Origin of the sequence: Enterobacter sp. BNK-13 (genome assembly GCF_048685015.1) — a bacterium.
In the GTDB taxonomy this organism is placed as follows: domain Bacteria; phylum Pseudomonadota; class Gammaproteobacteria; order Enterobacterales; family Enterobacteriaceae; genus Enterobacter; species Enterobacter quasiroggenkampii.
Genome location: NZ_JBLQTP010000003.1, coordinates 99616 through 114915 on the forward strand (window position 1 = coordinate 99616; position 15300 = coordinate 114915).

Genomic DNA, 15300 nt, shown 5'->3' on the forward strand with positions numbered 1-15300 from the left:
CGATTTTATTGATAAATAAGGTACGTAAATATGAACAAAATATATACCACGGTCTGGTGCGAGTCGCGCCAGCAATGGGTGGTCACCTCTGAACTGGCAACCGGATCCGGTCGGCCGAAGCTGGCGCCGAAGAAAAGCGCACTGGCTTTGCTGCTGGGTGCAATGCTGCTGCCTTCCGGGCCAGCCATGGCTACAGATTATGTGGGCGTGACGTTAACGGGCAACCAGTTTCTGTGGTCAGGCGATACGGCCACCTCCACGACTATCAACAACGGAGGCACCCAACAAGTCAATGGTGCCAAAGTGAGCACCACAACCATCAATAGTGGTGGCACCCAGCGTGTCTTCAATGGCGGAGCTGCCACTTTAACCACAATTAATAGCGGTGGTATTCAGAATGTATCAAGTGGCGGCTCGGCCACTGACACCACTATCAACAGTGCTGGTGAACAGCACATCTTCAGTGGAGGCTCGGCCACTGACACAACCATCAGTGGCGGGAAGCAGTACGTCTCCAGCGGCGGCTCTGCCACCTCTACCACAATCAATAGTGGTGGTCAGTACGTCTACAACGGCGGCTCGGCCACTGACACAACCATCCGTGGTGGTTATCAGTACGTCTCCAGCGGCGGCTCTGCCACCTCTACCACAATCAATGCTGGTAATCAGCACATCTTCAGTGGCGGCTCGGCCACCTCTACCACTATCAATGGTGGTGGTCAGTACGTCTACAACGGCGGCTCTGCCACCTCTACCACAATCAATAGTGGTGGTCAGTACGTCTCAAGTGGCGGCTCGGCCACTGACACAACCATCAGTGGTGGTTATCAGTACGTCTCCAGCGGCGGCTCGGCTACTTCTACCACTATCAATGGTGGTAGTTATCAGGTCGTCTTGAGTGGAGGTTCGGCTACTTCTACCACTATCAATGATGGTGAACAGCGCGTCAACAGTGGCGGCTTGGCCACTGACACCACTATCAACAGTGCTGGTGCTCAGTACGTCTCCAGTGGCGGCTCGGCCACCTTTACCACAATCAACAGCGGTGGTGAACAGATTGTCAGCAATGGGGGCATTGTAAATACTACTACCATAAACGACTGGGGTTTTCAGCGTGTCTACAGCGGCGGCTCGGCCACTGACACCACTATCAACAGTGCTGGTGAACAGCACATCTTCAGGGGCGGCTCGGCCACCACTACCACAATCATTAGTGGTTCTCAGCACGTCTACAATGGCGGCTCGGCCACTGACACCACTATCAACCGCGCTGGTGAACAGCACGTCTCCAGCGGCGGCTCGGCCACTGACACCACTATCAACCGCGGTGGTTTTCAGCGTGTCTCCAGCGGCGGCTCGGTCACTGACACAACCATCAGTGGTGGTGGTTATCAGTACGTCTTCAGTGGTGGAGCTGCCACTTTAACCACAATTAATAGCGGTGGTGTTCAGAATGTATCAAGTGGCGGCTCGGCCACTGACACCACTATCAGCAGCGATAGTTATCAGAACGTCTATGGCTCGGTCACCTCTACCACTATCAACAGTGGTGGGCTACAGCGCGTCTCCAGTGGTGGCTCGGCCACTTTAACCACAATTAATAGCGGTGGTGTTCAGAATGTATCAAGTGGTGGCTCGGCCACCTCTACCACTATCAACGGTTTGGGGTATCAGTATGTCTACGCTGGCGGCTCAGTCACTGATACCACTATCAGTGGTGCTGGGCAACAGTTCGTCTCCAGCGGCGGCTCGGCCACCTCTACCACTATCAACGGTTGGGGGCAACAGTACGTCTCCAGCGGCGGCTCGGCCACCTCTACCACTATCAACGGTTGGGGGAATCAGCACGTCTTCAATGGCGGAGCTGCCACTTTAACCACAATTAATAGCGGTGGTGTTCAGCGTGTCTCCAGCGGCGGCTCGGCCACCTCTACCACTATCAACGGTTTGGGGTATCAGTATGTCTACGCTGGCGGCTCAGTCACTGATACCACTATCAATGGTGCTGGGCAACAGTTCGTCTCCAGCGGCGGCTCGGCCACCTCTACCACTATCAACGGTTGGGGGTATCAGGACGTCTTCAATGGAGGTTCGGCCACTGACACCACTATCAACAGTGCTGGTGAACAGCACGTCTATGATGGCGGCTCGGCCACCTCCACCACAATCAATAGTGGTTCTCAGTACGTCTCAAGTGGCGGCTCGGCCACCTCCACCACAATCAATAGTGGTTCTCAGTACGTCTCAAGTGGCGGCTCGGCCACTGGCACAACCATCAGTGGTGGTGGTCAGGTCGTCCAAATTGGCGGTAAAACTACTGACACCACCATCCACGGCGGGCAGTCCTGGCTGATGACTGGAGCAGTGGCCGACGGCGAAACCCGCGTGAACGCCGGTGGCGTACTGCTGATGGACGCCGGCGCTCTCGCAACGGACGTCAACATCTCGGGGGGCACCCTCTCAGTCAGCGACCTTACTGATGCCACAGCCAGCCTGGACACGGCTCAGGTCGGTAACCTCACCATGGACGGCGGCAACGTCAACTTCCTGCGCAACAGCGACGGCAAATTTGCAAAGCTGACGATTATGGAGCTGAACGGCACCGGGAACTTCCTCCTGAACACCTCACTGGCTGATAAAGACGGCAACTTCGTCACGATTGAGCAGGGCTCAGGCCAGTTTGGTCTTGCCGTGGCTGACTCCGGTAAAGAGATATCGAGCCACGATGACCTGACGCTGAATCTGATTCATGAGAAGGGTGGTGACATTGACTTTGAACTGGTCACGGCGTCCGGCCGAAGCACCCGATTCGTGGATGGCGGTACCTACATGTACACCCTGTACAGCCAGCAGGATAAGGACGGCCATACCGGCGGTAACGTCTGGTATCTCGGTGCCATGGATGACGGCAGCGGCGAAAACCCTGGCGGAGGTGAAAACCCTGGCGGAGGTGAGAACCCTGGCGGCGGTGAAAACCCTGGCGGCGGTGAAAACCCTGGCGGCGGTGAAAACCCTGGCGGTGGCGAGAACCCTGGCGGCGGTGAGAACCCTGGCGGTGGTGAGAACCCGGGCGGCGGCGAAAACCCTGGCGGCGGTGAGAACCCTGGCGGCGGTGAGAACCCGGGCGGCGGTGAAAATCCTGGCGGTGGTGAAAATCCTGGCGGCGGTGAGAACCCTGGCGGCGGTGAGAACCCGGGCGGCGGCGAGAACCCTGGCGGTGGCGAGAACCCTGGCGGTGGTGAGAACCCTGGCGGTGGTGAGAACCCTGGCGGTGGTGAAAACCCTGGCGGAGGTGAAAATCCTGGCGGAGGTGAAAATCCTGGCGGTGGCGACAACGGCAACGCGGGCGGTAACGGCAGCGGCGGCAAGAAGCCGATGACCACCCCAGCAACCGACGCTGTTCTGGCCATGTCCAATGCCGGTCTGAACGTGATTCACGGCGAGCTGGATGGCCTGCGCACGTATCGCGCGAGCCTGGACAAAACCGGACCGGAAAGCAACGTCTGGGGTCATTACCTGGGCAGCAAAATTGATACCGATACCAGCAACGGCGCAGCCTACACCCTGAACCAGAACGGACTGGAAATCGGTGCCGACATCCGGACTGACTTTGAGCGCGGCAGCCTTGTCACGGGTGCGTTCATGTCTTACAGCGACAACACGGTGAAGCATGCCCGCGGCGGTAAAAGCAAAATCGACAGCTACGGCCTCGGCCTGTATGCGACCTGGTTTGATGCCAGCGGCTTCTACGCTGACGGGGTGGTGAAGGGTAACCGCCTGAACAACAAGCTCAGGGCGGTCATGACCAACGGGGGCATAACCGGTGGCGACTGGAAGCAGTATGCGCTCAGTACCGCCGTGGAAGGGGGATACCAGTTCAGCATCAGTGACGACCTGAGCCTCACTCCTTATGCCCGGATGTCGTTCGTGCAGATGACCGGTGAGGACGTGAAGCTCAGCAACGGCATGAAGGGCAGCACCGGCACCCCGCGCTCCGTCACGGGTGAAGCGGGCGCGAAGCTTGCCGGCAAGTTCAGCCTGGGAGCAACGGAGTTCAAACCTTACCTGTCCGCGGCGGTGGTACAGGAGTTTGCTGACTCGAATGAGGTCACCATCAACGGGCGTAACCGCTTTGACAACAACGTCAAAGGCACATCAGGCAAGTACGGTCTGGGCGCTTCGGTTAACGTTGGCAAAGACGTAACCTTGTACGGAGAGGCTAACTACCGTCAGGGCAGCCATGTCGAGGCGCCGGTGCAGGGCGTTCTGGGTATCCGGTTTGGGTTTTAATCGCTAATTGTCCTGGTAAGAGCCGAGTCTCTTACCAGGACCCGACTGATACCAAACATATTGTACATACGCTAAGTAGATGAATTATTAGGTATTTTAGTGCTCGCAACTTAATGCATTAAACAGATCAAATTCATCTATCATAATGTTAGATTCACGTCAGATTCAGGCGGTCTCTTGCTTTACGCAATCTGGCTTCCCCGCGGCGATCGTACTGCTGGGTGGTGGTGACGCTGGCGTGACCCATTGCATCCTTCACGGTAATCAGGTCTTCACCGTTATCCAGCATGGCGGTGGCAAAGGTGCGACGCAGGTCGTGCGGGGCGCATTTCGCTATTCCTGCCTGACGCTGACGCACCTGCAGGACATAGTACACCGCCTGATCGGTCAGCCGGTCGTACGTAAGAGTGTCAAAGCGGCGAATCCGGGTGAACAGCGGTCCGTCTTTTTCTCCCCGCACGTCATCGATCCACGTCCTGAGCCGATGCCAGGTACCAGCCGGCATGAAGGCCAGCCGTTCCTTGTTTCCTTTGCCCAGCACCCTGAGTGCCTGTTCATCTGTGACAACGTCACGCAAATCCAGCCCTACGGCCTCCGACCTGCGCAGGCCGCAGCCGAGAATGACGGCCAGCATTGCCGCATCGCGTACCCCAATACTGGAGTCATCGGCCTCGCACGCACCAAACAGCGCCCGTATCTCCTCCGGCGGCAGGGCCCGGCCGCGCGGCAGGCGGCTGCCCCTCAGGTTACGTACCGCCCGGATGTGCTGGAAACTCTCGACGTCCATCAGCCTGAGCATCCAGGCTTCCTTCGCCACGCCCTTCAGCGCCGAAATATAGGTATTGACGGTGGCCGTAGCCCGGCCGGTGTCGCGCAGCAGCTCGGTCACGGCCATCACATGATGGCGCCGCAGGCTGCCCCAGCTGCAGGACTCCAGGGACGTGGCGCCGAGCATGCCGGCTACAATGTTCAGGAACGAGGCCATGGTCTGCCGGCTGCGGGGAGAATTGAGGGAAAGCAGGTAGGCCCGGGCAGGACCGACCGGACTTTCAGCACCGACCAGCGCTGGCAGGAAATCCATATCTGAGGTAATAACCACCGGCGACGGGTTCAGCTCTGGTTCATCGTCAGGCATCAGTGTCATCCAGTGCTCCGTCCAGGCCGGAAAGCCTCCGGCGCGCTGCGTGAAAAATTGGGGAAAAGTATACGCCAAAGCGTACCGCAGAGAGTCTACTTTTTCAAAGATACATTTTAATTAGTAGAACAATAATTGATATAACTTCTTGATCTCTTGTTAGTATCCAGCTCAAATGGAAAAGGACATATCGCTACTATCAGATGTTTCATTCTGAGGGCGGTAGCGTGGTACAAGCATTTATGTTTCAGACATACTTTCATGATCATGTCCCTATGACATTCATAAAAAGAGAAAAGAATGAAAAAAATAAAAGCCAAAAGAAAAAAATCAGTAACTATAGATAAATTCGTCTTTAGGTCTATGTTGAAGTCCAGCACAACTGAAACACTAGCTGGTCTAAATATGTTAAAAAATGACACATTAACTACTGACTTGTTTGATAAATACAGAGAACTGGTTAACAAAGAAATCCTTGAGAAAACCATATCAATCAATTACAAAAAGAATATAAATGATTTATACTCTGGGGATGGTATTCTAAGACTTTCATCTGCTGCCAATGAAATAATATGGTGTATTTCTACATGTCTAGTTTATAAGTCAGAATTAAAAGATTACTTGAAGTTAAGTGAAGATATCGAATCCTATGTCGTTTCAAATAACCCAATAAAATTTAGTGAATCTCTACAGGAAATAGAAATGAAATTTGGGTGGTCAGTTTGGCTACTTGAAAATAGGATTGCTGCGACACAACACTGGCACGGCCCAGAGGCGAAGAAAGAAATAGTAAAGGAAATGAGAGAACATGTTAAAGAAAACATATTATTAGATTTAATCATTAACTTTATTGGTAAAAGAGTAGAAGATTCATCTATACCTGGTTATTTACAAACTGAATTAGCCAAATCATTTAAAAACTCTGATTCCAAGCTTATTCATGAATATGCAAGAGCAAAAATATTTGATAGGCACAGTCTAAACTTTGAACAAATAAGTATATTGTTGTGTTTGGACTATAATGCAAACTTAATTGATTATTATGAATCTCTTATTAACGTATTACGCTGGTCAGTAAGTAACGAACAGGTATTCAGACAGCTAGAAAAAAGTATAAGGAAACCAATTAAGGTATTATACAACGCCCTACAAGATCCGAGGCTTATACCTATTCTAATTTGTCTTGGTGAATATTTCGATACACCTATAAATTATGAAAGGGAAAGCATTCTAGAAAAATATACGGCTGGTAGATATTTAGAAACCATTAATTTAGTAGAAAACTATTTCAAAGATTCAAAAAATATCACTGATATTTCTATTCTATTTATAGGAATTAAATCAGAATCTAAGGTTAACTTAGAGATCGAATATCCATTTTTACTATCTGAAATATCGGACGACATCAAAGAAGTTTTGAAATTTAATGAAAACTCGTATGCTTCTGCACTGACTTTAAATGTTTATAATGATCGCTTCATGAATCACTCATGGTCTACACATATTAGATTTGCCGTTATGAATGAACTATCTGTGCAAAACTATAGCATGACTATAGATTATCTGCGAGATTTGTTTTTGATTGACAATAGAATTAGTCCTTTTACTTTGTTGTTATCGACAAATCCTAGTTATACAAATGAATGTATTAATGCCCTATTTAAAAATCATTATGAAAATACAAAAGAAGTGTTACGTCTAGCCACCCTCGGTAAAGTAAAATCAAACTATCAAATTGAACAGATAAGTCGTGATAGATACTTGAAATATCTTGGAAGATACTATCAACATAATAATTTCCATGACAAGGCTTTAGTTACACTGGAGGAGGCACTAAAATATTCAGAATCATCAGAATCGTTAAAAATTCATGCAGCAATCATCATTTCCCTGGCGCGTTCAGGTAATATTGAATTAGCGATCACCAAATTAATAGATACATATCTAGTATGGCATGCGGTCCCTACGAAATTACCATTTGATGAATTAATTGATTTGTTAGATGATCCAGATCAATGGCCAGCATCTATTTCACTACCTTTAATTTTAGCACTTTACACAAATTTCTTCGGAAATTCTAAACTAGCACATCTTCGATATTCATTTGAGAAATATAATATAGAGAATTCTGTCAATACTCCGTTTGATTTGATAAGTGGTAGTGGTAATGTTAATAAAGAATATATTAAACTATATTTACAATTAGTATGGCGGCCTGAAGTTATGGGGCAGACCTTAATATATAATGGCACCAAAGAAATTGAGGAAGCTAGAATTCAAGTTTGCAAGGCATTGATAGAAATAGACCCTAATAATTCAAGCGATTACCAAATGGAGATTAGAGAGAGAGTTAAACAATTAGAACTAGCTAAAGCAACTAAGCTAGTTGACCAGAGTAGAGTATATGTGGATGTTGGAGCCATAAAAAAATCGCTAAAATCACGTTTAGGTGATGTATATTCAAAATATATAACAACAATGCAATATGACGAAAGTGATAATATAGGGATTGTTAACGTTCTTACTGATGTTTTTGGTAATTTTGAAAGTACAGGAACATCGCTTACAAAATTAATGTCCACTGTACATATATTAGGGGAGGAGGATACACAGTTTGCAGCATTATTTTCAGAAATTACGACTGAATTTTTATTAGGAGATCATGGTTTAAATACATATCTTAGCACAAGGGTCAGGCACGGAAAATTTAGTAATGCTATACGTAAACCGTTAGTTGATGAAATTCTGATAACTGAAAAATCAGAAGGCACTGGTAAATATAATAAAAATGTCTACTGGTACGAAAATTTATTAGAGCTAGATGAGGGTGAAAAAAACAATGTATTACAATTACTCGAAGTTTTTGGTAAAAAGATTGATGATATAATTTCATATGTTAGGGATGAACTGATACAGGTACAGGTAGTTGATGATATAAGTGTTAGAGGGGGAGGTGTTGCATTATTTTCATATAGAACGACGAATGTTGAGAGGATTTATGTCAAGTCTAAGCTACAAGAGCTCGATAACATAGACGAATTCATAGACATATGTATCGATATACTTTGGGAAAAAACAGATGATAACTTAGTTAAAGTTAAAAATAGCATGCAGACAATAGTAAAATCCAGTATCCTTACGGCTTTTGAGAAATTAAATGAATCACTGGGTACATTAGGTTATTCCGAGCGTTTGGGTGAATTGCCAAACCATATAGCCAGAGCAAAAACCAACATACAACATCAAATTAGTATTGTCTCAACATGGTTTACAAGAAATGAAGTTTACGATAGACCAGATTATTCAATAGACTTTCCTGTTTTGATTGCTCAAACCATGGTTACAAATTTGATATCAGGTGCTGAAAATTGGGGGGGCGTAAATATAAATCTTATAAGCAACGCTAGCCAGATGCCTGGTCGTACTCTAGATGGCATGGTTGATTTATATTGTGCATGTTTCGAAAATGCTATAGAGCATTCAGGGTTAGCAATCTCAGATATCAAAATTGACGTTGAACTTAACTATCAAAATGGTATTTTTGAATTGGCTATCAGAAATAATATTGATAACTACACTCTTGAACTTGAAGAAAGAATAACTCAAATTAGGACAGAGATCAGCAAGAAAGACACAAGAGTAAAAGCTCAAAAGGAAAAAGGTAGTGGTTTTCATAAAATTTGGTCAACAATAAATTCTCCACATTATAAGGATCCTAAACTTACATTTACGTACAAAGGAAGATCGCAGTTTGAAGTTACTGTACAATACAAAATTGAGGTATTGGATGAACAATATACTTATAATTGAAGATGATGAGGATAAACTTGAAACCTTGATAAACTTCATACATTCAGAGTTTCCTTTGTTCCAGGTTGATACAGCTAGATCTTTTAGTAGTGGGCTTCGGAAGCTAATGTTAGGTTCGAAGATTTACACTGGAATACTATTGGATATGAGCATGCCGAACTATGATTCATCTTCAACTGAGCCCGGTGGAGGGAAGCCTGAACACTTCGCGGGATCTGATTTACTGGCACAAATGAAACTACGAAAAATACATATACCTACAATAGTCGTTACTATGTTTGACATGCATGGAGAAGAACCGAATAGACTTTCTATAGATCAACTTAAAGACCAATTAACTAAGATGTACAGTCCAATTTTTAGAGGTCTTACATACTATAGTTTATCGGAAAGTGGATGGCGAAACTCTTTAAAAAATCAAATTGAAAAAGAACTTTTTAAAAATGATTAATATACTCGTTGTTGATGATGAATATAATAAAACTAAATTGATATCTGATTTGCTTCGCACAATAGATGAAAATGTCTACATCGAGCATGTAACAACATCACAAGCTGCTAGACGAAAAACTCGAGAGATGAGTTTTGATTTCATGTTAATTGACATAAACTTGCCTACATTAGTTGGTTCAGCACCTAACTCATTAGGAGGGATTGAATTATTTGATATGTTAATAATTGATCCGCACTCTAAGATTCCTATGGATATAGCTTTCATTACAGAAAAAGAAGATTCTATAGAAGAGTACCAAAATGAAGCATCCAAGCGTGGAATTACCTTATGCCGATTTGATTCTTTAAATGATTCATGGAAAGTTGTTTTAGCCGGTAAATTAAAACTAATGTTAGTACGGTCTAAAAGAAATCTATTAAATTCGCCTACGGTAGATGTAGCTATCGTAACTGCTTTGAGAGATCCTGAAATGGAAGCCGTTTTACAGCTTCCATATGAATGGAGGCAAACCCGTTTCCATGATGACCCAACTGGTTATCATTTTGGTGAGAAAAAGATAGAAAACTCAGTTCGAAAAGTTGTCGTTGCCTCAACTAATCGTAAAGGAATGCCTTCTGCATCAGCTCTAGCAATGAAGATGGTTGAAAGATTTAAACCAAAAATTATTGTAATGCTTGGCATTTGTGCTGGAGTTAAAGGAAAGGTTTGTTTAGGGGACATCATTATTGCTGATCCTACGTGGGATTGGGGAAGTGGTAAAATGACACAAGATGATAGTGGTTCTAGTGTTTTTATTGCCGCACCTCATCAGGTACCGCTAGAATCACATTTATCTCAAATTGCGCAAGAAATTGGGAATGATAGAAATATATTAGCATCCATCGTTAGCGGATGGAAAAATGATGTTCCAGAAGGTAAATTAAGAGTACACATAGGGCCACTAGCCTCTGGTGCAATGGTACTAGCTTCCGACTCTTCGCTCGCTTCAATTACTACTCAAAACCGAGATTTGATAGGTGTTGACATGGAAGCTTATGCAGTCATGGCAGCCTCAGATTACGCCAGGAAAACAGCCCCCATATGTTTAGTTATAAAATCAGTATCAGATTATGCGGACTCAAGTAAAACCGATTCTTGGCAGGAATATGCGTCTTATACATCTGCTCAATTTTTTGACCGATTATTAAGCAATGAATTTTTACCATTCTAAATTATAGGTTGATATTTTTTATGTATGATAATGAATTGATGTTAGAGCACGCGTGGAAATATTTTGAGCTTCATGCACAACAACGTATTACTGTTTTTAATTTTTACCTCGCTATTTCAGGGTTGGTATCTACTGGGATAGGGGTGTGCTTACAGCAAGGTGGCGCATTTAATTATATTTCCTCTTTTTTATGTTTGTTTTTGATGTTCGTGTCTTTTATTTTTTGGAAGCTTGACCAGCGAGTGTCATTGCTTATTAAAGAGGCTGAAAAAACATTGTCTATCATAGAAAGGAATATTTCTGAACCTGCTCTGCACTTATTTGACAAAGACAATAACAACACAGCATTAAAAAATGGCATCCTGTCAGTGTGGACATACGGACGGTGTTTTAGATGTACTTTTGTAATAGTTGGTTACTCATCTTTCATACTTGTTTTTGCACCTTGGTTTATATCTATATTATCACGATAATTATAAAGAATTGAACCGCCGCTGGTTAAAAAGACATCTTAGAGTTATTTATGATGACTTAACAGAGAGGTGCCCATTGGCGGTAAACTATATCCCGAAGAATTCAAAATAGAAGCGGTTAACCAGGTTGTTGATCGCGTTAATTCCATCGTAAGCGTCGCCATCCGTCTTGATATCACTATGCACAGCCTCTATGCCCGGGAAAAAATATTACCCTAATTCATCAACTACTAAATTCAGTCCGATACTCAGTCTGAGTTCCGAGGACTTCAGAAAGAACTGAATCGGATTACTGACGAGAGGCACATACAAAAAAAAGCCGCGGCGTACTAAGCAAAACTGTCCTACTGAGTTACGCCTACGGCCATTGCTGAATTATTAGTCTGCTCTGCTGGGTTATGGATGTTCATCCGAGTTGATTTTATCTCTAGTTTCAGGAGCCACATTTACAACGTAACCAGGCAGACCTAAGGTTGATGGCCAAATCAAACAGTTCTCGCTTGATTCAGGCTGTGTCTATTTCAACGCACGATCCATCTTGTTCTGCGTGATACCGGACTACAGTGCGGAATGAACCGGGTCATGCGGCTGATTAGGTGTGTTGAAATAAAGGCTCGGGTAGGGGACCGGAGCCCATTAGCACGCAAAGGTGAGGGCTGCATCGTGGTACCTAACAGGCTCCACCGGCAGTTCATTCCGGACGCACCGAATGAACTTTGGGTGATGGACATATCCTATATCCGGCCCCATGAAGGTTCGATGGGTCTGGCCGTCCTGGCTGATCTGTTCTCATGAAAATTTTTTGGCTGGTCAATGCAAATTCGTATGACAAAAGATATAGTCCTGACCGCGTTACTGATGGCGCTATACGGCGTAATCCTCAAAAAGAGGTACTGGTTCATCCCGACTAGGGCAGTCAATACATAAGCCATGAGTGGCAGCCCTTCCTGATATCACACGGTCTGGAAGGCAGCATGAGTCGTCGCGGTAACTGCCACGACAATACGGTTGCGAAAAGTTATTTCCAGCTACTGAAACGCGAACGGATTAAGAAAAAGATCAACGGAACGCTGGAAGCAGGCCGCAGCGATGTTTTTGATTACATCGAAATGTTTTATAACTGTAGGCATTGGCATGGTTCATTTAATCATCTGACCCCGGCCGGTGCGTTTTTTTTGAGGTCGCTGAAATGTATGATGCAGGTGATAAAGCGGCACTAAAAGCTGAGTGTAAAGAGCAAAAAAAGGCTAAAAAATTGGCTTTACGAGACGATCAAAAGACGCGGGTAGAAGAGGCTGCAAAGGCTCGTAGAGGAAAGCGCCGTGAGCTTATAGATAAAGCCAAATTTGTATGCGAGCAACTGGGGATAAATTCCTACTCAAAATCTGGTTTCGAAATCTATCAAATTGCATTCAAAATGGCCGACAATAAGAGTATTGGGATAATGATCGCCATACTTCAATCACACCCGCGATTAGCTCAAGCTCGTGAAGAAAATCGACCGCCACCGGAACTCGTTCACCGTAAAGAGGATTTCATTGTCAACGAAAGTGCGGCCCTTGTGCGCTCAAAAAACAAGGCGGGCTGGGATGCTTTACGTCAAGGCATCACAGATTCGTCTTCAAAAGGTCTGACTTTTGGCATAAATTTTCAATGCCCAAAAGATAAACCTCTGGGAAGGCAACTCGCCTCAGTTCCAGTACTTGAGGTTGTGGATCCAGATGTCGTTCTTGCAAGGACTGCAACACGAAAAAAAATTTATATACCTGCGAACCGTGATGCATCTATGAGGACCGCAGCTATGCCGTCCGGGCTGTTGGTAGCAAGTAAAATAAAAGTTAAGCCAACAACTCCTGTTGAAGGATTAGCCGATGTTATCCGCGAACTAATCCCGGCAGGACTGATACCTGATTTCCGCAGATTCGTATTTGAACAGCGTCATTCAGGATTGACCGCGAACCAGCTGGCCGACCGTTTCCTGACGGAAAATGAATTGATACCGTCAGTTACTGAACAGTCCTCACTTAGCGTGACAGACGTCAAACCAGCAACGGTGACGGATGTTAATCTTGACCCGAGAAATTCTACAATGGTTAACCCCATTGCTCAGCACGTCGATATGACCGATTACACCTCATTTGCGACTAATGAGGGTGTGTTTGTCCAGTCTCAGCGAAATACAGCGGCACAAAAGGCCTTCCGCGATGCAGTAATGGCAAACTGTTTCGGACGCTGCTTGGTATCCGGCAAGAGCTACCAGCGGGCGCTTCAAGCGTGCCATATTCAGCCTCACGCTCAGTACGGGAAAATGCAGGTCTGCAACGGCCTGCTGCTGGAAACGTCTCTGCATGATGTGTTTGACGCGGGCGATATGGCTATCCATCCGGCCACCCTGCGCGTTTATTTCAGCCGTGCGGCGCTGGATGGTGGTTTTAATGAGTATCATGGCAAGGTCATCGGAAAGACTCAGGTTGTCCTCGGTACTGAGGAACTAGTGGCTAGGTGGGAAAGTTTCGCTGCGATCCACGACATTATCAAAGAGCCGACCTAAACTATTCGCTTTTCAACAACTGACTTAATAATGTTGATCCGGCTGAGTTATTTATCTTACATGGTCACAAGCATTCTGATGTCTCCATTGTCTGAGGATTTGATCCTTTATGCTAGAAAAAGTGACATCACTAAATGGGTTTAAAGTGACATTAGAATATTGCAGTTACAATTTTGGTGCGCATAACAAAGATTATGTTAAATGTGGTAAAATTAAAGATATTAATCATAAGGTTACATAGAAGTGTTGCCCTACTTCGATTTCTAAACCTACTGTGGTAGTTTGAGAAACAATGTGCGTTCCTGGGTTTGCGATGCCTTAAAACCAAAGTGAAGGTAAAAGCTTTTGGCTTCTTCAGTCAGTGCATGAACCATAATTGCACGGACTCCAATATTCTCAGCTACACGATAACAGCGCAAAACTGCATCATGCAATAAATCAGCCCCCAGCCCGTTTCCACGAAATGAAACTTCGACAGCCAGGCGAGCAAGTATGATGACGGGGATGGGATCTGGCATATTGCGCCTAAGGCTTCCCGTTGCCTCCACGTGGTTGACGCTGCCGGTGGACAGAGAGTAAAAACCGACAACCTGTTTCGTGTCTGCTTTACAAACAACGAACGTTCGGGCTGCACCGAGAGCCTGGTTTTTTAATCCTCTCTGTTTAAGCCAGCCATCAAGTACAGCCTCACCACTGATAAACTCTGCTAGTTGATGCGAACTGGATAACGGTTCTGGTGCTGTTACACGTCCCACTGAGGTTTCCTTGCCAGGAGTTTATCAATGACAGCGTCATCCGAAACTGGCGCATCGAGCATATCGATGAACTCTGCATACTGCTCATCATTGAAATTAAATACTCGACGATCGAGGATCACATTCTCAGCAGCCTGGCATGCCATTTCCAGGATGAAGTCTGTGCGTGATTTATGGAGAATCTCTGCTGCAGCATCAATGAGTGCTCTTTGAGATTCCTTAGCTCTTAGGTTGAGCTGAACATCTGATTTCATGGGGGGCGCTCCTTGTATAGCAATTGCTTTACAAGCATAACACATGTAAAGCGTATAGCAAAAGCTACACAAAGCTAATGGGAGGTGCCTGTAATCTATCTTATGTTAAATATAATTAATTTATACCTCAATAATTTAAATCTAAGACGTTGCTATCTTTCAAGATGAGGTCATCTGACCGTTATCCCGAATTGGTAAGGCATCGCCGAACACTCCATCCCCCCGAAGGACATGCTGTGCCTGAACGATACCGTGAACAGGTATCCCGGTTGCGACAATTGTACTTGCCAATAGTCGCACCGGGGAAGTGGACAAATTTAGCGAATTTGTCAGACCGTTTACTTAACTCGTAAAGGGCGATGGATACC

The 15300-nt window shown here is 45.6% G+C and carries 9 protein-coding genes and 1 pseudogene; 7 read left to right on the forward strand and 3 right to left on the reverse strand.

From position 1 onward, the window contains the following. Positions 1–30: 30 nt before the first annotated feature. The gene (locus ACMGGQ_RS23630) at positions 31–4290 is read left to right on the forward strand and encodes an autotransporter outer membrane beta-barrel domain-containing protein (RefSeq protein WP_420290665.1); all 4260 of its coding nucleotides are present in this window, start codon (positions 31–33) and stop codon (positions 4288–4290) included. 154 nt (positions 4291–4444) lie between these two features. Here ACMGGQ_RS23630 and ACMGGQ_RS23635 read toward each other — a convergent pair whose 3' ends face one another. Next, entirely contained in the window at positions 4445–5434 is a 990-nt protein-coding gene (locus ACMGGQ_RS23635; RefSeq protein ID WP_420290666.1) for a tyrosine-type recombinase/integrase, read from the reverse strand. Positions 5435–5725: 291 nt separating this feature from the next. Between ACMGGQ_RS23635 and ACMGGQ_RS23640 the strand changes: the two genes are divergently transcribed. The 6 genes and pseudogenes from ACMGGQ_RS23640 to ACMGGQ_RS23665 all read left to right on the forward strand — a co-directional run bounded on the left by ACMGGQ_RS23640 (position 5726) and on the right by ACMGGQ_RS23665 (position 13923). Next, a complete protein-coding gene (locus ACMGGQ_RS23640; RefSeq protein WP_420290667.1) occupies positions 5726–9235 on the forward strand; it encodes a hypothetical protein in 3510 nt (1169 codons plus the stop codon). Beyond that, positions 9213–9686 carry a hypothetical protein gene (locus tag ACMGGQ_RS23645; RefSeq protein ID WP_420290668.1) on the forward strand — a complete coding sequence of 158 codons (474 nt, stop codon included), beginning with the start codon at positions 9213–9215 and terminating at the stop codon, positions 9684–9686. The genes ACMGGQ_RS23640 and ACMGGQ_RS23645 overlap by 23 nt, the downstream gene beginning before the upstream one ends. Next, positions 9679–10899 carry a response regulator gene (locus ACMGGQ_RS23650; protein ID WP_420290669.1) on the forward strand — a complete coding sequence of 407 codons (1221 nt, stop codon included), beginning with the start codon at positions 9679–9681 and terminating at the stop codon, positions 10897–10899. Before ACMGGQ_RS23645 ends, ACMGGQ_RS23650 begins: the two co-directional genes overlap by 8 nt. A 20-nt stretch (positions 10900–10919) precedes the next feature. Continuing rightward, the gene (locus tag ACMGGQ_RS23655) at positions 10920–11372 is read left to right on the forward strand and encodes a hypothetical protein (RefSeq protein ID WP_420290670.1); all 453 of its coding nucleotides are present in this window, start codon (positions 10920–10922) and stop codon (positions 11370–11372) included. A 75-nt stretch (positions 11373–11447) separates the two neighbouring features. Continuing rightward, positions 11448–12592: pseudogene (locus tag ACMGGQ_RS23660) on the forward strand (IS3 family transposase). After that, complete coding sequence (locus ACMGGQ_RS23665) at positions 12562–13923, forward strand: HNH endonuclease (protein WP_420290671.1); 1362 nt, start codon at positions 12562–12564, stop codon at positions 13921–13923. The pseudogene ACMGGQ_RS23660 and the gene ACMGGQ_RS23665 overlap by 31 nt, the downstream one beginning before the upstream one ends. 269 nt (positions 13924–14192) lie before the next feature. Here the strand turns inward: ACMGGQ_RS23665 and ACMGGQ_RS23670 are convergent, their stop codons facing one another. Together ACMGGQ_RS23670 and ACMGGQ_RS23675 are read right to left on the reverse strand one after the other, a co-directional pair. Beyond that, complete coding sequence (locus tag ACMGGQ_RS23670) at positions 14193–14678, reverse strand: GNAT family N-acetyltransferase (protein WP_420290672.1); 486 nt, start codon at positions 14676–14678, stop codon at positions 14193–14195. Continuing rightward, entirely contained in the window at positions 14666–14932 is a 267-nt protein-coding gene (locus tag ACMGGQ_RS23675; RefSeq protein ID WP_248223252.1) for a DUF1778 domain-containing protein, read from the reverse strand. Before ACMGGQ_RS23675 ends, ACMGGQ_RS23670 begins: the two co-directional genes overlap by 13 nt. Positions 14933–15300 lie beyond the last annotated feature (368 nt).

Bases quoted from the DNA above. Each gene is read 5' to 3' on its own strand.
- ACMGGQ_RS23630 (WP_420290665.1), top strand. From the start codon at position 31: ATGAACAAAATATATACCACGGTCTGGTGCGAGTCGCGCCAGCAATGG.
- ACMGGQ_RS23635 (WP_420290666.1), bottom strand. From the start codon at position 5,434: ATGACACTGATGCCTGACGATGAACCAGAGCTGAACCCGTCGCCGGTG.
- ACMGGQ_RS23640 (WP_420290667.1), top strand. From the start codon at position 5,726: ATGAAAAAAATAAAAGCCAAAAGAAAAAAATCAGTAACTATAGATAAA.
- ACMGGQ_RS23645 (WP_420290668.1), top strand. From the start codon at position 9,213: ATGAACAATATACTTATAATTGAAGATGATGAGGATAAACTTGAAACC.
- ACMGGQ_RS23650 (WP_420290669.1), top strand. From the start codon at position 9,679: ATGATTAATATACTCGTTGTTGATGATGAATATAATAAAACTAAATTG.
- ACMGGQ_RS23655 (WP_420290670.1), top strand. From the start codon at position 10,920: ATGTATGATAATGAATTGATGTTAGAGCACGCGTGGAAATATTTTGAG.
- ACMGGQ_RS23665 (WP_420290671.1), top strand. From the start codon at position 12,562: ATGTATGATGCAGGTGATAAAGCGGCACTAAAAGCTGAGTGTAAAGAG.
- ACMGGQ_RS23675 (WP_248223252.1), bottom strand. From the start codon at position 14,932: ATGAAATCAGATGTTCAGCTCAACCTAAGAGCTAAGGAATCTCAAAGA.